Source organism: Streptomyces sp. TOM-9 (assembly GCF_056858595.1).
Window position 1 is genome coordinate 7,663,413 of sequence record NZ_JBXEQB010000001.1, and the last position, 20,730, is coordinate 7,684,142.

At 74.7% G+C, this 20,730-nt stretch carries 17 protein-coding genes; 4 read left to right on the top strand and 13 right to left on the bottom strand.

The genetic code is table 11. The features are described 5' to 3' along the window. The first annotated feature begins 42 nt into the window (after positions 1-42). A complete protein-coding gene (locus tag AC1VWI_RS35330; protein ID WP_499515081.1) occupies positions 43-585 on the top strand; it encodes a glycine-rich domain-containing protein in 543 nt (180 codons plus the stop codon). A gap of 118 nt (positions 586-703) precedes the next feature. Then, on the top strand, positions 704-1,600 hold the full coding sequence (locus AC1VWI_RS35335) for a class I SAM-dependent methyltransferase (protein ID WP_499515082.1): 897 nt from the start codon (positions 704-706) through the stop codon (positions 1,598-1,600). On the opposite strand, the gene AC1VWI_RS35340 is transcribed toward AC1VWI_RS35335, so the two are convergent. The 10 genes from AC1VWI_RS35340 to AC1VWI_RS35385 all read right to left on the bottom strand — a co-directional run bounded on the left by AC1VWI_RS35340 (position 1,595) and on the right by AC1VWI_RS35385 (position 15,090). Then, positions 1,595-2,455, bottom strand: coding sequence for an alpha/beta fold hydrolase (locus tag AC1VWI_RS35340; RefSeq protein WP_499515083.1), 861 nt, complete (start codon positions 2,453-2,455; stop codon positions 1,595-1,597). The two genes, AC1VWI_RS35335 and AC1VWI_RS35340, sit on opposite strands and share 6 nt — an antisense overlap. A gap of 55 nt (positions 2,456-2,510) precedes the next feature. Next, positions 2,511-3,275 (bottom strand): alpha/beta hydrolase family protein, encoded by a 765-nt coding sequence (locus AC1VWI_RS35345; protein ID WP_499515084.1) that lies wholly within the window; start codon positions 3,273-3,275, stop codon positions 2,511-2,513. 249 nt (positions 3,276-3,524) lie between these two features. Beyond that, positions 3,525-5,435, bottom strand: a complete 1,911-nt coding sequence (locus AC1VWI_RS35350) for an alkaline phosphatase family protein (protein WP_499515085.1) — start codon at positions 5,433-5,435, stop codon at positions 3,525-3,527. A gap of 149 nt (positions 5,436-5,584) precedes the next feature. Further along, a complete protein-coding gene (locus AC1VWI_RS35355; RefSeq protein WP_499515086.1) occupies positions 5,585-6,991 on the bottom strand; it encodes a cytochrome P450 in 1,407 nt (468 codons plus the stop codon). Further along, positions 6,988-7,992 carry an NAD-dependent epimerase/dehydratase family protein gene (locus AC1VWI_RS35360; protein ID WP_499515087.1) on the bottom strand — a complete coding sequence of 335 codons (1,005 nt, stop codon included), beginning with the start codon at positions 7,990-7,992 and terminating at the stop codon, positions 6,988-6,990. Before AC1VWI_RS35360 ends, AC1VWI_RS35355 begins: the two co-directional genes overlap by 4 nt. Positions 7,993-8,524: 532 nt before the next feature. Beyond that, on the bottom strand, positions 8,525-9,424 hold the full coding sequence (locus AC1VWI_RS35365; protein ID WP_499515088.1) for a UbiA prenyltransferase family protein: 900 nt from the start codon (positions 9,422-9,424) through the stop codon (positions 8,525-8,527). Next, complete coding sequence (locus AC1VWI_RS35370) at positions 9,421-12,180, bottom strand: PEP/pyruvate-binding domain-containing protein (protein WP_499515089.1); 2,760 nt, start codon at positions 12,178-12,180, stop codon at positions 9,421-9,423. Before AC1VWI_RS35370 ends, AC1VWI_RS35365 begins: the two co-directional genes overlap by 4 nt. Before the next feature lie 8 nt (positions 12,181-12,188). Then, positions 12,189-12,893 (bottom strand): methyltransferase family protein, encoded by a 705-nt coding sequence (locus AC1VWI_RS35375; protein ID WP_499515090.1) that lies wholly within the window; start codon positions 12,891-12,893, stop codon positions 12,189-12,191. Next, a complete protein-coding gene (locus AC1VWI_RS35380) occupies positions 12,890-13,807 on the bottom strand; it encodes an AfsA-related hotdog domain-containing protein (protein ID WP_499515091.1) in 918 nt (305 codons plus the stop codon). Before AC1VWI_RS35380 ends, AC1VWI_RS35375 begins: the two co-directional genes overlap by 4 nt. 380 nt (positions 13,808-14,187) lie before the next feature. Beyond that, entirely contained in the window at positions 14,188-15,090 is a 903-nt protein-coding gene (locus tag AC1VWI_RS35385) for a metallophosphoesterase family protein (RefSeq protein WP_499515092.1), read from the bottom strand. Positions 15,091-15,260: 170 nt separating this feature from the next. Here AC1VWI_RS35385 and AC1VWI_RS35390 point away from each other — a divergent pair, with 170 nt between their 5' ends. Then, positions 15,261-16,538 (top strand): nucleotidyl transferase AbiEii/AbiGii toxin family protein, encoded by a 1,278-nt coding sequence (locus tag AC1VWI_RS35390; protein ID WP_499515093.1) that lies wholly within the window; start codon positions 15,261-15,263, stop codon positions 16,536-16,538. 335 nt (positions 16,539-16,873) lie between these two features. Here AC1VWI_RS35390 and AC1VWI_RS35395 read toward each other — a convergent pair whose 3' ends face one another. Then, positions 16,874-18,319, bottom strand: a complete 1,446-nt coding sequence (locus AC1VWI_RS35395; protein ID WP_499515094.1) for an MFS transporter — start codon at positions 18,317-18,319, stop codon at positions 16,874-16,876. A 309-nt stretch (positions 18,320-18,628) separates the two neighbouring features. On the opposite strand from AC1VWI_RS35395, the gene AC1VWI_RS35400 reads away from it, so the two are divergent. Continuing rightward, positions 18,629-19,207 (top strand): TetR/AcrR family transcriptional regulator, encoded by a 579-nt coding sequence (locus AC1VWI_RS35400; protein ID WP_499515095.1) that lies wholly within the window; start codon positions 18,629-18,631, stop codon positions 19,205-19,207. A 28-nt stretch (positions 19,208-19,235) separates the two neighbouring features. Here AC1VWI_RS35400 and AC1VWI_RS35405 read toward each other — a convergent pair whose 3' ends face one another. Beyond that, entirely contained in the window at positions 19,236-19,775 is a 540-nt protein-coding gene (locus AC1VWI_RS35405; protein WP_499515096.1) for a GNAT family N-acetyltransferase, read from the bottom strand. A gap of 211 nt (positions 19,776-19,986) precedes the next feature. After that, positions 19,987-20,667 (bottom strand): TetR/AcrR family transcriptional regulator, encoded by a 681-nt coding sequence (locus tag AC1VWI_RS35410; protein WP_499515097.1) that lies wholly within the window; start codon positions 20,665-20,667, stop codon positions 19,987-19,989. Positions 20,668-20,730 lie beyond the last annotated feature (63 nt).

Consider the following 20,730-nt stretch of genomic DNA (forward strand, 5'->3'; position numbering starts at 1 on the left):
GGGCCTCAGGGGCCGCCCGGAACCGCAGCCGCCCACGGCCTGGTGGACTTCGACGACGACGGCGAGTTCGTGCCGCCCGCCGCGGTGACCACGGTCTTCGTCCAGGCATGGGGCGCCGGCGGGGGCGGAGCCGTAGGCGGCGGCGCGATCACCGGCGCCGGAGGCGGCGCCGGCGGCTTCGCCTGGTGCGTCCTCACCGTCCAGCCGGGCACACCGGTCGCGGTGGACGTCGGCGCCGGCGGCGCCGGTGGCGCCGGCCCGGCCAACGGTTCTCCGGGCACGCCGACCGTTGTGGACAACAACCTGGGCGGCGTCGTGTCGGCCAGCGGCGGCGGGGGCGCGTCGCTGCTCATCGGGGGAAGCGGTGGCACGGGCGTCTGTCCTGGGCAGGGCACCGTCCGCACGGGCGCGGACGGCCAGGAGGGCAACCCGCTACCGGGCGCCCCGGGCCAGGGCGGCCGCCCCGCGGTGGACGGCGTGGTCCAGCCCGCTCCGCCCGGTGCGGGCGAGGGCGGCGACGGTGGCAGCGACACCGACGCTCCGGGTTCGGCGGGCGGCGACGGATACGTCGTCATCTGGTGGTGACGCACCGCCCTCCGGTCCGAGTGCGCCCGCCCTCGCCTCACGGCCTCCCCGGGATTCCGGCCGGAGATCGATATCCTCGCGTCCAGTTCGGCGGACCACCTTCTCCAGGGAGAAGCTCATGCCACATTCGGGAGAGACCGCGGACGCGATTCCCCGGCCGGAGCGGTTCGCGGACGTCGAAGGCTGGTTCTGGCCGGTGGACCAATTGCTCTTCGACTGGTTCCTGCGGCGGCAGAACGACCGGGAAAGCCCGGGTGACCTGCTGGAACTCGGCGCCTACATGGGGAAGAGCGCCATCTTCATGGGCCGCTACCTCCGCGAGGGGGAGCGGTTCACGGTGTGCGACCTGTGGGATTCCCCGGCTGTGGACGACCCCAACAGCGCCGAGATGAACAAGGCGTATGCGACTCTCACACGGCGTGCGTTCGAGGCCAATTACCTGTCGTTCCACGACCGGCTCCCCACCATGGTGCAGGGCCCGACCTCGGTGATCACCTCGCACGTCGGCGCCCGCAGCTGCCGGTTCGTGCACGTCGACGCGTCCCATCTGTACGAGCACGTCTCCGGCGACATCGCGGCCGCGCGCGAGCTGCTGGTCCCGGAGGGCATCGCGGCCTTCGACGACTTCCGGAGCGAGCACTGCCCGGGTGTCGCCGCCGCCGTGTGGGCGGCGGTGGCGACGGTCGGACTCAAGCCCGTCGTGGTCACGAGCACCAAGCTCTACGGCACCTGGGGGGATCCGGACCAGGTCCGCGAGGAACTGCTGCGGTGGCTGAGGACGCGCCAGGACCTGTGGCACGCCGTGGACCAGGTGGCGGGCGTGCCCCTGATCCGCATCAGGGGCACGAAGGCGAAGTCCCCGGATCCGCCGGTCTCCCGCCACGAGCCGCTCAACGGGTACCCGTCCCTGTCCGGGGAACGGGCCTCCGCCGTCCGCCGCCTCGCGAAGGACCTCGTCCCGCCGATCCTGGCCCGCGCCGTGCGGTCGGTGTCCCGCAGGCGCCGGACGTCATGAGGCCCTGAGCCCGTCCTCACCCCCCAGGAACCCCGCGACGGACGTCACGAAGCGGCCGGCGTCGTCGAGCCAGGGGAAGTGCCCGGCCCCGGGCTGGACGACGAGCCCGGCGTCCGGGAACAGCGCGGCGAACTCGGCGACCGTGGCCGGGGGCGCCCCGAGGTCGACCTGCCCGGCCAGCAGGAGGACCGGTGACGCCAGCCCGGCGAGCGCGGCACGCGTGCCGTCCGGGTCGAAGGCGCCCTCGGCGCCGAACGCGGACACGACCTCGTCGCTCATCTGCTCCCGTTCCGCGGCCTGGTGGGCCCGCGCCACCTCGTCCCAGCGGCCGTAGGAGAACGGCGCGACGGCCTGCCACCGCTCGGCGGTGGCCTCGCCCGCCACGATCGCCTCCAGGGCCGCGAACGCCTCCGGGAACCACGGCTCGTCCCGGCGCAGCAGGGCCGTCTCGCGCCGGAGGCCGCCCGTGATGGGCAGGCCGACGGCCCGGACGCTCGGCGTGACGAGGACGAGGCTGCCGACCCGGTCCGGATGGCGGCCCGCGTACTGCGCGGCGAGGTTGGCCCCCGCGCTGTGCGCGAGCACGTCCATCCGGTCGAGGCCGAGGTGCTCGCGCAGGGCCTCGACGTCGTCGACGAGCCGGTCGCAGCGGCAGGAGGCGATGTCCCGCGGTATCCCGGACAGGCCGGTGCCCCGGAGGTCCAGCCTGATCAGCCGCCGGTGCGCGGACAGGCCGCCGAGGTCACCGAGGTACACGGAGTCCTGCGGCCCGCCGGGCAGGCAGACCAGCGGGCGGCCCGAGCCGAGGACGTGGTAGGCGAGCTCGGTGCCGTCGTACGAGGGGAAAACGGGCATGGCGGAGTTCCTTTCGGCGGTGCTGAGGGAAGCTGAGGTACCGGGGCCCGGAGGGTCAGTGGTGTGCCGGTCGCGCGCCGGGGTCCCGGACCAGACGGCGGGCGAAGAAGCGCTGTTCGCTCTCCACCTCGGACGTGGGCAGCTCCATGTGCCGGCCCGGGTTGGCGCGGAGCGTCTTGTCGCGGGAGGCGAAGGCGTCGAAGAGGGCGAGGGACGACGACCGCGGCACCAACTCGTCGTCCCACTGCAGGAGGAAGCGGACCGGGACGGTGATCCGGGCCGCCGTCCCGGCCAGGGACTCGTGACCGAGCAGCCCGAACACGGCCGCGGTGATCCGGGGTTCGGCGGCCACGAGCGGCACGCCGACGGCGGTGCCCAGCGACACGCCCCAGAACCCGACGGGGACGTCCGGGCCGACGCGCCCGTGGGCCTGCAGGGCGTCCAGGGTGGCCCGCCACTCCGGGACGGCGCGGGTGGACAGCGCCGCGTTGTGGGCCGCGATGAGCGGGGCGACGGGCCCGCCCGAGGCCACCGCCTCCCTGATGCGTACCGCGGCGGTCTCGTCGGCGGCGGTCCGCGGGCGGTCGCCGTGCCCGGGTGCGTCGATGGCGGCGACCGCGAAGCCGCCGGTCGTCACATGGTGGTGGGCGCGGGCCAGGAGGCCCGGGGCCTTCTTGTCCCGGCCGCCGCCGTGGGCCAGCAGGATCAGCGGGCGGTCGCCGGCCGCGTCGGCGGGGGACCAGAGCACGCCGGTGATGTCGCCGAGGACGAAGAGGTGTTCCGAGACGCCGTTCGCGGTCGTCTCCGAGAGGAAGCGCATGGCTCGATGCCTTTCGGGATGCCTTCGGGCACTCCCGGGGACGCCTGCGTCAGAGGGTCCGCGCAGCCGTGCGGGAGGGGAGTACCCGGCCTGTTACAGCGTTGATGGGTCTCACCTCCTCGGTCGTCACTGCACGGTGACGGTATCAGGCCCGTGATCGTGGGGCAGCCGGTTTTCCCGGCCCCTTCCCGGCCCCTTCCCGGCGGTTCCGTCGCCCCCCGGCGGTACGGGGGGCGACGGGGAGAAGCGCTAAGGCTGTCGGGAGGTGAACGCGGTCAGGAAGCGGTCACGGAAGGCGTCCATCCGCCAGACCGGCGCGTCGTGTTCGGGCTGCAGCCCGTCGCTCCAGCCCCAGTCGGAGACCTGGTCCAGCACCTTGGGGTCGTGGGCGACGATCGCGACCGGCACGTCCCGGCTGGCGTTGACGCCGACGACCGTCGACACGGGCTGGTGGTCGCCGAGGAAGACCAGCACGGTGTTCTTGTTGCCGTACTTCGTCACGAAGTCGATGAGGCTGGTCAGCGAGTACTGGATGGCCTTGCTGTACTCCTGGCGCACCTGCTTGGGGTCCTTCCAGACCTCCTTGGGGTCCTTGCCCTCCTTCTTGATGGCGTCGTAGACCGAGCCGTCGCCGACCTGGTCCCAGTCGATCATGTGGGGGATCGGCGCCCAGGGGTTGTGGCTGGAGGCCAGGATGATCTCCGACATCATCGGCTGGTTCGACGCCTTCCCGTGCTCCAGGCGCTCGAACGCCGACAGGGTGTACTGGTCGGGCACCGGCGACCAGCTGAACTTGGGCCCCTGGTACCCCATGGTGCGGGAGTCGTGGATGTGGTCCAGGCCGAAGAACTTGCCCTCCGGCCAGGCCCGGGTGACGCCGGGCATCATGCCGACCGTCCGGAAGTCGCCGGTGCGCTTGAAGGCACTGGTGAGGGTCATCCGGTCACTGGAGCTGACGTAGCGGTAGCGCTGCTGGTCCGGGACCCACAGCCCGGACAGGAAGGTGGTGTGGGCGAGCCAGCTGCCCGCGCCGGTGACGGGGGAGGTCAGCCAGCCGCTGCGGGCGGAGAAGCCCGCGTCGGCGAGTTGCTGCGTGCCGCCCCGCAGCACCGCGTCGACGTCCGGCGCCATCGCCGGGTTCTCGACCGCGTCGCGGCCGTAGCTCTCGATGAACGTGAAGATGACGTCCTTGCCGCGGAGTCCTGACAGCAGCCGGTCGGACGGGATCTTCGCGAACGGGTCGTTGGCCACCTTCTTGGCGAACACCTTCTGGTCGGCCAGGCCCTGCTGCACCATGTCCACCTGGCCCCGGACCCGCAGGCTGGCGTCCTTGGCGGCGAAGTTCAGCCCGGAGACCTGGACGCCGAGCGTCGCGCACGTCATCCAGACCACGCCGGCCACCAGGGTGCCGCGGCGTGCCACCGAGGGGTGCCGCACCATCACCTTGCACAGCCGCACGATCGCCAGCGGCATGAGCACGAGGAGCGCGAGGACGGCGATCAGGGCCCCGGCCAGGGCGCCGTACGCGGTCGTCGCCCCGTCCGTGTCCTTCAGGAACGACAGTCCGTCGGCGAACAGGGACCAGTCGAACAGCAGGTAGAACGGCCGTTGCAGCGTCTGGTAGAAGCCCATGTCCACGCAGTTGAGGACGACCAGCAGGCCGAGCAGGACCCCGCTGAGGACCGCCACCACGCGCCGGGGCCTGGGCGGCAGCACGAGCAGCAGGGCGGCCAGCAGGATCGGCTCCGCCGGGACGCGGACGAAGCGGGAGGCGGTCAGGTAGGGGAGCCGGTCGGGCATCAGGAAGGCGAAGAGCACCAGGGCGGCGGCGAGGATCGTGAGGCTCCACGACACGGCGCGGGTGACGTCCGGGTGCCGCTCCCGCCATCGGGCCAGGGCGCTGCCCGCGGCGGGAGCCGGTTCGCCGGGGTCCTCCTCGTGGGCCTGCTCGTCGTCCGCCCCGGGGCCGGGGGCGGGAGCCGCCTCCGTTTCGGGCTCGGGCTCGGGCTCGGGCTTCGCTTCGGGCTCGGTCTCCGCCGCCTCCGCCTCCGCCTCCGCCTTGGCCGCCGCCTCCTCCTCCGGAGCGTCGCCCGGGGGTGGTTGCTCCGTCGTGTCCGCCTGGTCCGTTACCGGTCGCTGATGAGCGCTGGAGAGCGACAACCCGAAGTTCCTTCCAAGCGAGCCACAGTGATGGGGGCGACCCCCGCTGGAGGAGCTTGGGCCACCGACAAGCCTGTACGGCTCGCCCCACGCCTTGGTTCACCCATCTCCCGTACGCCGGGAAAACGGACCATTGCATGGGGATGTCTTTACGCAAGCGGGAGGGTCTCCACCTGGGCGTCCTCGCGGGGCACGCACCGCATCGGCATCGCGGTGGGGTGGACGACCGCGCCGCGGGCGAGTTCGCGCACGTGCGGGCCGGCGTCCGCCGGGCGCAGGCGCCACCGGGCGGCGACGGTGGCGACCTGGATGACGGCCTGCGTGAGGGCGAAGACGTTCCCCGGGCACTGGCGGCCGCCCGCGCCGAAGGGGATGGACGCGGCCCTGGGCAGGCGCGCGGCGCGTTCGGGCAGCCAGCGGTCGGGGTCGAAGGCGAGGGGGTCGGGGTGGAGTTGCGGCAGGTGGTGCAGGACGTACGGGCTGAACAGCACCGTCGCGCCCGCCGGGACGCCGACGTCGCCGAGGAGCACCTCCTCCGGGGAGAGCCGCAGGATGATCCACGGCGCGTACCGGCGCAGGGCCTCCTGGACGACGCGCCGGGTGTGGGGGAGGTGGGGCAGGTCCTCGAAGACGGCCGGGCGCCCGCCGAGGACCCGGTCCGTCTCCTCGTGGAGCCGGCGCTCCACCGCGGGCTCGCGGGCGAGTTCGTGGAACACCCAGGCCAGGGTGGCGCCGGTGGTCTCGGTGCCCGCGACGAGCATGTTGACCAGCTGGTCGTGGACCTGGTCGTCGGTCAGCCGCTCCCCGGTCCCCTCGTCCGCGGCGAGCAGCAGGACGGAGAGCAGGTCGCCGTGGTCGGTGCCGTCGGCGCGGGCGGCCTCCACCACATGACGGGTCGCGGAGCGCAGTCGCCGTACGGCCCGGTCGAAGCGCCGGTTGGCGGGGGTGGGCAGCCGCAGCAGGGCGTCGGGGAGCATGGAGCGGCGGGGGATCTCGTTCAGGACGACGGGCAGCGAGCGCTGCACCTCGGCGACGGCGTCCGCGCCGAGGTCCGAGGAGAACAGCGCCCTGGCCACGGTGGTGAGGGCGAGCGCGTTCATCTCCTCGTCCACGCGCAGGATCCCGCCGGGCCGCCAGGCGGCGGTGCGCTCGGCGGCGACGGCGGTCATGGTGGCCGCGTAACGGGCGATGCGGGCCCGGTGGAAGGCGGGCTGCATCAGCCGGCGCAGCCTGCGGTGCTCGGCGCCGTCGGCAGTGCCGACGCCGGAGCCGAGCAGAGGGCGCACCTTCTCGATGAGCACGCCCTGGTCGAACCGGCCCGCTTCGCCGACCAGCACGGCGCGGACCAGTTCGGCGTCGTTGACGACGTACGCGGGCAGGCCGCCCAGGCGGATGCGGACCACCGGGCCGACGGCGGGGAGCGAGCCGAGGAACTCCAGGGGCCGGCGCAGCAGTGCAGGGCCGTGGCCGAGTAGGGGCAGCGCACCGGGGGCCTCGGGAGCGCGCCGGAGGGCGGAGGGCGCGCCGGCGGTCGCGGTGGTGGGGAGGGGGGTCACGGCGTCCCGTCTTCCGTCGGGCCGGCGGCCGCTGCCGCCGGCGGGGCCAGAGGGGCGAGAGGGGTGAGATGGGTGAGCGGGGCGAGGTGCGCGCGGTACCAGGGCGCGGCGGCGGCGAAGCGGGTGGCGAAGGCTCCCGGGGTGTGTCCGGTGCGCCGCCAGACGCGGCCGCTGTCGTAGTGGTGGTCCTGGCCGAACAGCGCCAGGTGGCGCAGGTCGCGGGGCCGCCCGGCGAGGAGTTCGCGGGCCTCGTCGTACGTCAGGTCGGCCGCGGGGGCGGGCACGCCCAGGTGCCCGGTGAGCGCCGCGGTCAGGTCGCGCACGGCGACCGGCTCCGGATGGCCGACGTGGTGGACCTCCCCGCCGGGCACCGGACCCCAGTCGGCCACGGCCAGCGCGGCGATCGCCGCCGCCAGGTCCTCGACGGCGACCAGGGAGAGCAGGGCCCGGCCCCCGTCGACGGAGACCGGGAGGGCGGTGAGGGTGCGCACGAGCCGGGGGACCAGCCATCGGTCGCCCGGCCCGTACACGAACATCGGCCGCAGTACGACGCCTCCTGCGGCCCGGACCGCGCGCTCGCCCGCGAGCCGCGAGCGGCTGACGGCGGAGACCGGCGCGGGGACGAGGTCGCCCTCGGCGGCGCCGCGGTGCGGTCCGTCGCCGTAGACGGCGGCGGTGCTGAGGTGGACGATCCGCCGCACCCCCGCACGCCGCGCCTCGGCGACCAGGGCGGCGGTGCCCCGGTCGTTGACGAGGCCGCAGGCCCGGGGATCGTCCTCGTCCACGGTGCAGGCCAGGTGGAGCAGGGTGTCCACGCCGTCGCAGACGCCGTGCAGGGTGCCGCGGCGTGCGAGGTCGGCGTGGACGAGGCGGGCCGCGGGGTCGGCGACGGGCGGGCGACGGTGCGTCAGCAGCCGCAACTCCACCGGCTGGCGGCGGAGTAGGCGGTGGACGGCACGGCCGGTGAAGCCGGCGGCGCCGGTGAGCAGGACGGTCCTCATCGGGCACCTCCGGGGGCGGACGGGAAGACGACGGCGAAGGCCATCACCACGGGCATCGGCCGGGCGGCGGTGTGATGGCGGGGGAAGCCCGGCGCCGTCATGACCGGCAGCGCGCAGGGCGGGGCCGTGGATGGGCGGTGGTGTTCCGGTAGTGGTAACTCCGGTCGGGGCACGCAGGGTTGGCGGTGGTCGTCATCGCGGGCCTCCGGGGGCGGCGGGGAAGCACGCCGGCCGGGCGGCGGTGCGGCGGTGCGGGAAGTCCGTTGCAGCCGAGGTCGGGAGGGCCGGCGGGGCGCTGGGCAGGGTGGTGGATGGGCGGTGGTGTTCCGGCGGTCGTAAGTCCGGTCGGACACGCGGGGTTGGCGGTTGGCGGTGGTCGTCATCGCGGGCCTCCGGGGGCGGAGGGGAAGCACGCCGGCCGGGCGGCGGTGCGGTGGTGAAGGAAGCCGGGCGCTGCCGAGCCCCGGAGGTGCCGGCGGGACGCAGGGCAACTCCGCCCGGTGGTTGTGGAGTTGCCGGTCGTCACGGGCCGTCATCGGGGGCCTCCGGGCGTGGCGGACTGGATGAGCAGCGCCGAGGTGAGCAGGGCGGACAGGAAGCCGACGACGAAGGCCATCGCCGCGGGCACCGGCCAGGCCGCGGCGCGGCGGCGCAGGAAGCGCAGCGCCGCCATGACCGGCAGGGCGAGCAGGGCGCAGGGGAGCAGTGCCCGGGGGTCGCGCAGCAGGGCCGCGGCCAGCACGGTGGCGAGCACCGCCCAGCCCAGCGCCGTCAGGGCGCTGGGCACCGGGCCGATGACGCCCGAGTACGTCCTGGAGCCGGGCTCGGACCGCCAGCGGGTCTTGCGGGCGAACTCGAAGTGCAGGAAGACGCAGGCGGGGACGAGCAGCAGCGGCAGCGCGTGCCAACGGGCCGGCACGGGCGTGGAGCCGGTCAGGGAGACGTAGACGTACACGCTGAGCAGCAGTTGCACCGGGTGCGTGACGGCGAGGTTGAGCAGGACGCCGTCCCGGAGCCGGGGGGACCGCCGCTCCAGCACCACCAGCAGCCAGGAGTACGCGAGGCAGGCGGCGAGCGGGAGCAGCGACACCGGGGACAGCGCCGCGTTCAGCGTGACGAGGAGCACCGCCACGACGCCCATCGCGCACCGCAGTTGGGCGACGGTGACCGTGCCCCGCACCAGGGGGCGGTCCGGGTTGTGCGCACGGTCGTAGTCGAGGTCCTTCTGCTCGTCGACCACCCGCAGCCAGAAGAGCACCAGGACGGCCGAGGCGCAGCGCACCGCCGTGCCGGCGCCGGGGTGCCAGGGCGTACGGGTCGCCGCCGCGGCGGCGGCCTCAAGCGACAGCACCCACAGCGTGGCGTAGGGGACGTACACGTACGGGGTGAAGACCTGGACGGTGAAACGGAAGAGTGCGGTCGCCGTCCTCATCGGTCCGCCTCCCGGTCCGGCGGGGGCGCCAGGATCTTGACGCGCCCGGTGGAGCCGTCCATCTCGATGAGCGCGCCGTCGGGGATTGCGGTGGTTGCGCCGGAGACGGCGACGACCGTGGGGATGGCGAACTTGCGGCCGGTGATGGCGGTGTGCGAGAGCAGGGTGCCGCGTTCCACGACCAGCCCGCGCGCGCCCAGCATGAGGAAGAGCCAGCCGGGGTCGGTCTCCCGGGCCACCAGGATCATGTCCGGGCACGGTTCGACGGGCAGCAACGGGTCGAGGACGACGCGGGCGGTGCCGCGGACGACCCCGCCGCTGGAGCCCAGCCCGGACAGTTCCCCCTCGCCGTGCCCGGTGGCGGCGGTCGTCGCCGCCGGGCCGCCGGGGAGCCGGTCGCGGACCGGGCCCAGGGTGGTGAAACCCGGAGGCAGGTCCGGCCCGGGCGCCTCGTACTCGGCGCGGCGGACGTCGGCGAGCGCCTGGAGGTTGCCGCTGACCCCGCTGCCGTCGTACCAGCCGAACAGTTCGTCCTGGGTGAGGTGGACGACGTCGCCGGGGTCGCGCAGCACCCCGCGCGCGTGCAGGTCCTCGCCCAGCGAGGCGAAGACCGCCTTGCTGTAGCCGAAGAGCTCGCTGCGGAAGTAACGGGAGTTCTCCCGGTGGGTGATGGCCCGGCGCAGGGCCGCCAGCAGCGCGCGCACCAGCCGGAGCCGGGGCGAGCGGGCGTCGAGCGCGGCGGCCAGCCGTTCCTCGGCCGCGGCGCGCACCCGCAGTTCGGCCGCGCGCAGGGCGGGCCCGTCGAGGCCGCCGGCGGCGTGCTCCCCGGCCATCCGCAGCAGCGTCCAGGGGGTGCTGCGGAGGTTGGGCCGTTCCATCTTCAGTTCGTGCAGGCCGCGGTCGCCGTAGCGGTCGAGGTGCTCCAGCGCGGCCGCCCGCGTTTCCTGCCCGTACGCGCCGTCCCGTACGGCCCGCCAGAGCTCCGGGCCCGGCTCCGGGCCCTCCGCGCCGGAGCGCAGGGCGGCGGACAGCCGCGGTTCCCGGCGTACGGCTCCGGCCAGCCGCAGCAGCGACATCACCGCCTCGCTGCTGCGGTTGGACTCGTCGCCGCAGAGCAGGTCGCTGAGGAGGCCGGGGCCCTCGTGCGGCGCCCAGCGCGCGAGCAGCCGGCCGGTGATGCCGGCGGTGGTGCCGAGCACGGAGTCGTTGAGGAGGGTGACGCCCCAGTGGTTGCCGGCCTGCCGCCACACCTCGCGGTGGTCCTGGATGCGGGCCAGCGGATCGACGGCCGACCAGTCGGCGCCCCGGCGGTCGGCGATCAGCGCCTCCCACCACTTCTCGAAGGCCGTCATGGACCGGTGGTGACCGGCGACCAGCCGGACGACCCGGGCCCCCTGACGGACCAGCCGCACGGGGGAGGGGGCGGGCGCCGCGGCGGGGCCGCTGCCCTCGGCCAGGCCCATCATCGACTCCCACGAGGCGCGGAACCACGGGAAGACGGCGAGCCGGCCGTGCAGCCGGTACCAGGACTCCAGGTCGTAGTGGATCCGGTTGCGGTGCAGGCCGATCATGCGTTCGAGGTACGGCTCGTCGTCGTGGAGGGTCCGGGCCGGCACGCCCAGCCTGCGGTACAGGTCGTGGAAGATCGTGCGGTAGAACCGCTGCGCGAAGGAGTAGGTCAGCGCGGTGGTGGGTCCGGGGAAGCTCTCGGTGACGTTGGCGCTGCTCCACAGCCGGCGAAGCCGCAGGTCGACCGCGACCGGGCGGGACTGGACGAGGTGCACCCGTCCGTCGGCGGTGACGGCGCCCTCGACGTCCTGCGGCCGCCCGCCGAAGAGCTCCTGCACGGTGCGGCCGAGCGCCGCCAGTTCCCGTACGAGCGGGTCGTCGAGGACGGGGACGTCACGCAGTTCCGGCGGCACGGGCTGCGGCACGGGCCCGGCGTCGGGGCGCCGCGGGTCGGGGACGAGGCGTTCGGGCTTGGTGGCGACGACGCGCTCCAGCCGCTGTTCCGGGCCGCGCAGGAAGTAGTGGTCGACGCCGACCTTCTCCTGCACCACGCCTTCGCCCAGGCCGAGGCCCGCGGCGATCAGGGTGTCGGCGGCGCCCGTCCCCGGATCGCAGGTGAACATCACGAAGGAGCGTTCCGCCGGCACCATCCGCTGGACGCCGACGGCGACCGCGACGCCTTCCGGGCCGCCGGGGTCCACCGGCAGGCCGCGGGCGTGCCGGTAGAGCAGGGCCTCCGCGTTGTGCCCGGAGGCCCAGCACGCCCGGACCCGGTCGACGAGCGCGGCGCGGCGCACCTGCAGGAAGCTGTCGCTGAGCCCCGCGAAGGGGTCCTCGGCGGAGTCCTCCCCGTGGACGCCCACGGTGCAGGCCCGTACGGCGGCCGGCTCGCCGGGGCCGATCACCTCGTCGAAGGCGGCGAGCAGCCGCCGTTCGGCCTCCGGCGGCAGGGGCGCGCCGGCGTACAGCTCGCGGATCCCGGCGGCCGCGGCCCGGACGGAGGCGGGGTCGGCGAAGTCCGCCGACCGCAGCAGGGCGTCGATGCGCGGGCGCAGCGGCCGGGTGAGGGCACGGTGCCAGTCCGCGGGCAGGACGAAGAAGGCGGGCACGGTCAGTCCGGCCCCGCGCATCCGGGCGAGCCGCGCGAACTTGTGCCCGCAGTCGTCGGGGGTCATCCGTTTCCCGTCCAGCAGCGGGACGAGGGTGGTGGGACGCCGGCGGGCGCGCCGGCCCCTGTCGTCGGTCACGGTCACGGTCACCACACCGCCGGGATCAGCCGCTTGCGGTGCCGGGCGTACGCGGCGTACCCGCGCAGGCCGGCCAAGGCCCGCTCCTCGGCGCGGATGCGCAGCACGACGGCGGGCAGCAGCAGCGCGAGGAACGCGGTCACGCTCAGCGGGTTGGCCAGGACCCCGACGAAGCCCGCGTGCGCCAGCACCATGCCGCTGTAGGCGGGGTGGCGCACCACCCGGTACGGGCCGTCGGTCACGACCTCGTGGTCGCCGAGGGTGCGGACCCTGTGCGAGTAGAAGCGCCCGAGCCGGCGGATCGCGGCCAGGCGCAGCGCGGCACCGCAGACGAACACGGCCGCCCCGAACCACTGGCCGGGCCCCCAGTCCTGCCACCAGGGCGCCACGAAGAGGGCGGCGGCCACCACCGCGCCGCGGGCCGCCCCGTACCACTGCATGGTGCCGCGGTCGTCGCCGCCGCCGGCCTGCGGGGCGGCACGGAAGGTGACGCGCAGTTCGAGGAGGGTCCACAGCAGGTAGAGGCCGATCACCACGGCCTGGGCGCGGTGCCGGGGATCGGACCAGTGGCCGCCCTCGCGGACCAGGGCCCAGCCCAGGGCCATCGCTCCGGCGGCGAACAGGGCGGGCGGGAAGAGGCTCTCCAGGCGGGGGCGGCGCTCGGGCCGCGGCGGGGGTGCGGGGCGGGTGTCCGTCCCGGCGTCCGGGGTCATCGGGTGCCTCCCGCGGAGGCGCCGCGCAGCCTGCGGTACGCGGCGGGGGACATCGCGTACCCGCTGAAGCGGGCCTCGCCGACCGGACCGCCGCTCGCGCTGAACCGGACGCGGACGTCACCGCCGCAGACCGGGGGCAGGGCGTCCGTCCACAGCCGGACCCGCTCCGCGCGGCGTACGGGACGGGCGGTGGCGGCGCGCAGCGAGGCGACGACGTAGCGGCGGTCGAAGTCCACCCGGCGCGACTGGTGGCCCAACAGCGTCACGAACTGCCGCGCCGCCTCGGTGAGTTCGGTCAGCGATCGCAGCTCCACGCCGGTTCCGTCGGAGCGGGCGCGCAGATGGTGACCGCGGGGCGGGGAGAGCAACTCGGCGCTGTAGCCGCCGGGGCCGTGGTTGCGGTAGCCGGCGAGCAGGACGTTCTCGGGCCGGTGGCGGTGGACCAGTTCGGGGGCGACCATGGTGTCCCGGCGCGGCCCCCGGTCCTCGCCGGCCCGCGGTCCGGGCAGTCCCACGGCCCCCGGGCTCCCCGGGGCCGGGACGGCCACCGCGTGGATCCGTCCGTCGCAGACCGCGCGGTCCTGCTGCAGGCAGTGGACGCGCCACCCGCCGGGCGTCCCGGGCAGGGCACGTGCGGTGATCTCCACGGGGAGGTGCTTCTCGGTGAAGCGGTCGAACTCCAGCTCCAGTGCGTGGACCCGCCAGGCGGGACGGGAGTCCGCGTCCGCCCCGGCGACGCGCTCGACGAGTTCGGTGGCCCCGTCGATCAGCAGGGCCGCGGGCAGGTGGTCGAGGGGGTGGTCGAAGAAGAAGGGGTCTTGTTCGACCGTCCGCAGGCGGGCGGTCCAGGTCACCGCGGCGTCGCCGAAGCGGTGGGTGGCGCGCTCGTCCGTGGGTGCTTGTAAGACTGGCATCGGACAACAACTCCGTTGGTCTTCCCGGCGTTTCACCGTGCATGGGCAGGTTCGGTCGATCGGACCAGTTGTGTGTTGCGCGCCGGAGTCGACGCTACTACCCGTGGGTAATAACTATCGGCGGGCCGGTCGGGGCGGGTGGATTCCGGCCACGGCCCGGCTCCGGTGTTACCGGGGGTCCGCCGCCGCTGTCACCGGGCGGACGGCGGTACGGGGTGCCGCGGGGCCCTGGGGCGTGCGAGGGTCAGCGTTTGCTGTTGCGAACAAAGTTGGCGTGATCCGGGTCCTCGAACAGGACCGAATTCCCCGGGGATTTCCCTTTCGTTCGCCGCGGCGGGTGTTCGCGCCGTGACGTGCGGTGAGGCCGAGTCCTCCGGGAGTCAGTTCCCGGGTGCGGTCCAGGCGTTCGGCCCGAGCCGGTCGATGATCGTACGGAGCTGCTCCCGGTCGAGCTCGTAGATCGTCTCGCCCGCCCTCGGGTCGCGCGCGTGGAGGGTGTGGAACAAGGGCCCCCCGTGGGCGCCGATCTGGACCAGGGTGGCCGAGGCCCCCCGGACGGCACGCTCGGTGCCGGGCGGCGCGGTGAGGTCGACCCGCCCGACGACCCCCGGGGTCACCCACACCGGCACCGACTCCAGGTGCCCGGACAGCTGGAGGTGGAAGTGGCCGCACAGGATCAGCCGCACGTCGGTGCCGCGGATCGCGTCGGCCAGCTCGGCGGCGTTCCGCAGTCCCAGCGCGTGCTGCACCTCGACGTCGAGGGCGATCGGCGGATGGTGCAGCACCAGCACACTGCCCATGGGGGCCGGGGTGGCCAGGACCTCGCGGAGCCAGTCGAGCTGGGCCCCGCCGAGCAGGCCGTACCCCATGCCCGGCACGAGCGAGTCCAGGGTGATGAAGCGGAAGCCGTCGACCAGGCTCACGGCCGCCCGCTCCCCGGCGGGCGAGGTGAGCATCGCCCGGGCGTGGTTGCCGCCCTCGGGACGCAGGTGCCCGCTGCCCAGCGCCCGCGCGAAGGCACGGCGCTCGTCGTGGTTGCCGGTGCTGTAGAACACCGGTGCCCGCCGCCGCAGGGCGAAGTCCCGGACGATGTCGCGCACGGAGATGTACGCGTCCAGCGACCCGTCGTCGGCGATGTCGCCGCTGATGACGATGACGTCGATGTCCGCGACCGGCTCCAGGTCGTTCAGCAGACCGCGCAGCGACTCCCTCGCGTTGACACCACCCGCCCTCGGCGCACCGAAGCGATCGAGATGGGTGTCGGAGAGATGCAGGATCCGCATTGCGCGTACGGTACTCGGCTCGCGGCGCGACGTCACCGATCATTGCGCCGCGCAACCGGACGGCGGCCCGGACGGCGGCGCCGCGGAGCGGAACGGAGTTGCGGGGGGACGCGGCGGTTCGTGAGGCTTGGACCCGGCGACGGGAATCCGGAGAAGAGGGGGGCCGCGTCATGGACCGGTCGTGGAAGCGCTTCGACTGGACGGCCACCGAGGTGCCGCAGGCGCCGCTCGACCACCGGCAACGCCTTCGGGCGGGCGTGCCGTTGACACTGCGGGCCGTCCAGGACGCGCGGGCCGTGCAGCGGCCGGTGTTCGACCCGGCGTTGCAGCAGTACCCCAACGCGTACCGGGCGGCCGACCCGCGCTTCCCGGACCCCGGGGTGGAGGCGGGCTGGCTGGAGGCCCGGCGCCGGGCGACGGACCTCGTGCTCGCGGCCGTCGCGGACTCGCCGTGGGCGGAGCATCTGGTGCTGCGCGGCAGCAGGCTGCTGCGCGCCTGGTTCGGGGACGCCGCACGGGAGCCCGGCGACCTGGACTTCGTCGTCGTGCCGCGGGAGTGGCGCATCGAGGAGCCGCGCACGACCGGGCTGTTCGAGGGCATCGCCCGCGCGGCCGGGCACGTCTCCGCGTCCGGGCCGGTACGGATCGCCGCCGCGGACGCGGTCGCCGAGGACATCTGGACATACGACCGCGTGCCCGGGCGCCGGCTCGTCCTGCCGTGGACGGCGGACGGGCTGCCCGGCGGGATCGTCCAGCTCGACGTCGTCTTCAACGAGCGGCTGCCCACACCGCCGGAGCGCTTCCCGCTCCCCGCCCTGTCGGCGGGCGGCCCGCAGGCAGCGGTGCTCGGGGTCTCCCCGGAACTGTCGCTGGCGTGGAAGCTGATGTGGCTGGTCAGCGACAGGCATCCGCAGGGCAAGGACCTGTACGACGCGGTGCTGCTCGCCGAGTCCTGCCGGCTGCGGCCGGAGGTGCTGCGTGACGTCTTCCTCGACGCCGAAGGCTGGTACGCGCTGCACCCCGTCACCGCGGACGCGCTCGGGGACCTGGTCCCGGAGGTGGAGTGGCGGCACTTCGCGGCGGAGTACCCCCGGCTCGGCGGCGACGCGGCCGCGTACGGCCGCCGCCTGACCGCGGCCCTGGCCCCGACGTTCGACGCCGCCCCGCAGGGCGCCGCCCTGCGGGCCTGGTGGATGGCGCCCTGGCTCGCCGAGTACCGCGGCGTCCACGAGCGCGAGGGCATGGCGGGCATGCAGAAGCGGCTGGCCGCCGAGGTGGGTCCGCCGGCCGCCGTCGTCATCACCCGCCACGTGCTCGGCCCCGGGCGGTGCAGCCCCGAGGACGCCCTCGCCATCATGCTGGCCGACCCGGCCTGGTCCCAGTGGGTCGAGCTCTACGAACAGCACCCGAAGTGGCGGCGGGAGCACCTGTCCGAACCGGGGGAGTGACGGCCGGCTCCCCGCCGGGGGGCCGGTGGCCGCGGTACGGGCGCGTTGCGCGCCCGAGTGTGGGGTCGGCTGCGTGCGCCCGATGCCACGGGTCCGGTTTCGCCGGGGCCCGGCACATGGTGCGCCGGGCGGTGGCGCGGAACGCGGAGCACCGCCGAAGGGCCGAAGGGGTCTTGGCGGCGCGGTACTTGGCCGAGCAGGCGGCGAGCGATGGCGGGTATGGGCGCGCGCTCCTGCCTGCGGCGGGCTGGGCCCGGGGCCGGTTGGTGATCGCGGGCACGGGCGGGTGCGACGGCCTGCGTGAGGCGCCGCACCCGCCCGCCCGGGGGTGTCCGTCAGCCGCGGGCGCCGGACGCCACGGGTTCGGCTTCCGCCGGGGCCGGCGCGGTCGCGGTCGCGGCGTGGCGGGCGGTGGCGCGGTGGACCGGGACGAGGAGCGCGGCCAGGGCGGCCGCGAGGCAGAGCACCGCCAGCAGGCTGAACGCGTGGGTGTAGCCGGAGGCGTAGGGCAGGCCGGAGGGCTGGAGCCGGCTGGTGACGAGCACGCTGGTGACCGCGGCGCCGATGGAACCGCCGATCGTGCGGATGTTGGCGTTCATGCCGCTCGCGGCGCCGGTCTGCTCGGCCGGGACGCTGCGCACGATCAGGTTGGCCATCGAGGCGAAGGCGAGGCCGATGCCGAGGCCGAAGATGCCGGCCGCGAAGGCCACCTGCCACTGCTGGTCGTGCCAGGCGGCGAGGAAGCCGCAGGCCACGGCGCCCAGCGCGGCACCCGCCGTGAGCAGGCGCTTCGCGCCGACCACGGGCTCCAGGCGGCCGCTGAGGACGCCGGAGAGGAACATCGCCACCAGCATCGGCAGCATCAGCAGTCCGGCCCCCGTCACGCTGGCGCCGAAGCCGTAGCCCGCGGCGCTCGGGGTCTGGGCGAAGCCGGGGAGGAAGGACCAGATCGAGTACATGCCCGCGCCGAAGAGGAGACCGGCGGCGTTGGTGGTCCACACGGCGCGCAGCCGCATGATGCGCAGGTCGATCAGGGGGTGGCGGGAACGGGCCTCGGCCGTCAGCCACAGGGCGAACAGGACGACCGCGGTGGCGAACAGGACGAGGGCGCGGCCGGAGGTCCAGCCCCACTGGGTGGCCTGGCTGAGCGGCAGCAGCAGCGCCACGAGCCAGCCCGACAGGAGGACGGCGCCGAGCCAGTTGACGCGTCCCTCGGCCCGGCTCGGGGACTCGGGCACGTAGCGGAAGGCGATCAGCGCGGTGATCGCGACGACGCCGACGGGCAGCCAGAACAGCCAGCGGTAGTCGAGCGCAGAGACGATCGGGCCGGCCGCCACGATGCCGACGCCGCCGCCCGCGGCGATGACGGCGGACAGGTTGCTGATGCTCGGGCCCACCTCGCTCGCGGTGAACTCGTCCCGGATGATCCCGAAGGACAGCGGGAACAGCGCGCCGCCGATGCCCTGGATGACGCGGGCGATGATCAGTACGCCGATGGACGGCGCGAGCGCGGCGAGCAGGCAGCCGAGCGTCAGGACCACCAGGACGGCGACGAGCGTGCGCTTCTTGCCGACCAGGTCGCCGACCCGGCCGAGGATGGGGGTGAAGACCGAGGCGGACAGCAGGTAGGCCGTCATCACCCAGGTCGCGGTGGACTGCGAGGTGTGCAGGGCGTGCTGGACGGTCGGCAGGGCCGGCGCGATCAGCGACTGGAGCATGGAGAACACGCCCGCACCGGTCGCGAGGACCGCGAAGGTGAGGCGGGTGGACTTGCGTGGCATGGAAAGCCTCTCCGATTCCGAACGGGGGCGTGGCCGGGACCGTCCGGCCGTGGTCGTACGGGCCGCGTGGGCAGCCTGGGAGACGGTGACCGCGCGCGGCGGCCGCCGGGGAAAGCCTGGGAAAGCCGGGGGACGGGCGATGCGTCGGCGCAGGGCCCGTGGAAGGGGTCACACCGGGGTGCGTACGCCTGACCGCCGCGTGCCGGGCACGCGGCGACGGGAACGACACCCCGACTGGTAAAGTGGAGGTATGCCTCCACTGTAGCGGAGGCCACCCTCCACTTCAAACGTTCCGGTCAGGAGGCAGCAGTGACGGCCGACACGTTCCCCGTCAGCGCGATCGTCGCGTCCCAGCGCCCGCACCGCAGGGACGCGGCGCGCAACTACGACGCCCTGCTCGCGGCCGCCCGCGAGGCCTTCGCCGAGAACGGCGCCGAGGCCTCGCTGGAGGACATCGCCCGTCGCGCGGGCGTGGGCATCGCCACCCTCTACCGGAACTTCCCCACCCGGCGGCACCTCTTCGAGTCCGTCTACGCGGACGAGGTCAACGACCTGTGCCGGGTCGCCCAGGAGGTCGCCGACCGCGAGCCGTGGGAGGCGCTCACCTCCTGGCTGGGCCGCTTCGTCGACTACACCGTCACCAAGCGCGCCATCCGCGAGGCCCTCAACAACGAGTCCGACGTCTTCCTGGCCTGCCGCGACTCCATGTTCCAGGCCGGCGGCCCGCTCTTCGACCGCGCCCAGCAGGCCGGCGAGGCACGCGCCGACATCTCCTTCGACGACCTGCTCCGCATGGTCTCCGGCATCTCCGCGACGCACTTCGCGGACGACGCCCAGCGCGACCGCATCCTCTCCGTCGCCCTCGACGGCGTCCGCGTCCGCCGCTGAACCGCGGCGGACGCGCCGCAGGCGCCGGTCAGCCGCCCGGTCGCGGCGCGGCGTAGGCGCGGACGGCCACCCGCCGGTCCGGGCCCCACCGCTGCTCGACGGTGGCCAGCAGCGTCCATCCCAGCCGCTCGTACAGGGCGGCCGCGGCCGTGTCCGACGCGACGACGTCGAGCACGGGGTGCAGGCCGCGCAGCCGCGCCTCCTCGACGGCCGCGGCCATCAGCAGCGCCCCGATGCCATGGCCCCGGGCCCCCGGCGCGACGAACAGCCGGCCCACGACCGCGGTCGCTCCGGCGGCCGCGCCCTCGCGGGCGCTCCACAGTCCCGGCGCGGCGTCGCTCCCGCTGCCCGCCCCGAGGCCGACGTGGCCCACGACGACACCGTCCGACTCGGCGACCCACGCGGCGAGCGGCGCCGCCCCGGAGAGCCACGCGGCCGGTGCGGCGGGCCAGTCGACCGGGTAGTCGTCCCGGTCGTGGACCGCGGCGAGCACCCGCACGCACGCGTCGAGGTCGCCCTCCTCCCGCCGCCGGACCCGGATCGCCGCACCTGCCCTCGCCTCGTCCACCCGGGAATGCAACCACAGGTCGCGCGGGCGGCCGCGCGGCGGCGGCCCGGCCGCCCGGGAGCGGCACCCGTACGGCGAGATCAAGACAAGTGCCCGCCGTGACGCGGGCGGCGGCTCCCCGGCGCGGGCAATCCACCCCATTCCGTGAGGACTTCGTGCACACGACCCGCGCACGAACCCACGCCCTGCGCGGACCCGCTCCGGCCGTGCGTCACCTCGAGATGCGGGCCTCGATGCCGTCGAGCAGGAAGTCGAGGCCGATCCGGAAGGTGTGGTCGGCGTCCAGGTGGGCGGCGTCGCGCACCACCGTGGCCAGCGCGGGGAATCGGCCGGTGGCGAACGTCCGCTCCAGGTAGGGCCCGAGTGAGGCCTGCCAGCGCGTCTCGTCCATCCCGGTGGCCCGCTCGGCGCGCCGCTCGGCGACCTCACGGCGCACCGCGCCGATCGCGTACGCGTTGACCGCGGCGACCACCGGCATGACGGCGTCCACGTCGACCCCGCCCAGTGCGGCCACCACGGTCTCCCCACTGGCCAGCGCGTTCGGCCCGAGCTGGGGTCGGCCGCCCAGCAGATCGGCGAGCCATTCGTGCTCGTGGGCGGCGTGCCGGGTGGCTTCGGCAAGGGACCGGAGCACCTCCCGCCAGCCGTCCCCGACCGGCCGGATCTCGGCGTGGACGGCGTCGACCATGAGGTCGAGCAACTCCTCCTTGCTCGCGATGTAGCCGTACAGCCGCATCGGACGGACGTCCAGCGCGGTGGCGACCTTGCGCAGCGACACCCCGTCCAGGCCCTCCGCATCGGCCAGTTGGATCGCCGCCCGCACGATCCGCTCCCGGCTCAACGGGGCCGGCACAGGTCGATTCGGTGGCTCCGGCCTCTCCCACACCAACATGCCGCTCACCATACATCGCCTCGGACCGATACAGTGTATCGATCCGTACGGCGTATCGAAGGA

Coding starts and splice junctions, on each gene's coding strand:
- AC1VWI_RS35335 (WP_499515082.1), top strand. CDS start 704: ATGCCACATTCGGGAGAGACCGCGGACGCGATTCCCCGGCCGGAGCGG.
- AC1VWI_RS35340 (WP_499515083.1), bottom strand. CDS start 2,455: ATGCCCGTTTTCCCCTCGTACGACGGCACCGAGCTCGCCTACCACGTC.
- AC1VWI_RS35345 (WP_499515084.1), bottom strand. CDS start 3,275: ATGCGCTTCCTCTCGGAGACGACCGCGAACGGCGTCTCGGAACACCTC.
- AC1VWI_RS35360 (WP_499515087.1), bottom strand. CDS start 7,992: ATGAGGACCGTCCTGCTCACCGGCGCCGCCGGCTTCACCGGCCGTGCC.
- AC1VWI_RS35365 (WP_499515088.1), bottom strand. CDS start 9,424: ATGAGGACGGCGACCGCACTCTTCCGTTTCACCGTCCAGGTCTTCACC.
- AC1VWI_RS35375 (WP_499515090.1), bottom strand. CDS start 12,893: ATGACCCCGGACGCCGGGACGGACACCCGCCCCGCACCCCCGCCGCGG.
- AC1VWI_RS35380 (WP_499515091.1), bottom strand. CDS start 13,807: ATGCCAGTCTTACAAGCACCCACGGACGAGCGCGCCACCCACCGCTTC.
- AC1VWI_RS35385 (WP_499515092.1), bottom strand. CDS start 15,090: ATGCGGATCCTGCATCTCTCCGACACCCATCTCGATCGCTTCGGTGCG.
- AC1VWI_RS35390 (WP_499515093.1), top strand. CDS start 15,261: ATGGACCGGTCGTGGAAGCGCTTCGACTGGACGGCCACCGAGGTGCCG.
- AC1VWI_RS35395 (WP_499515094.1), bottom strand. CDS start 18,319: ATGCCACGCAAGTCCACCCGCCTCACCTTCGCGGTCCTCGCGACCGGT.
- AC1VWI_RS35410 (WP_499515097.1), bottom strand. CDS start 20,667: ATGTTGGTGTGGGAGAGGCCGGAGCCACCGAATCGACCTGTGCCGGCC.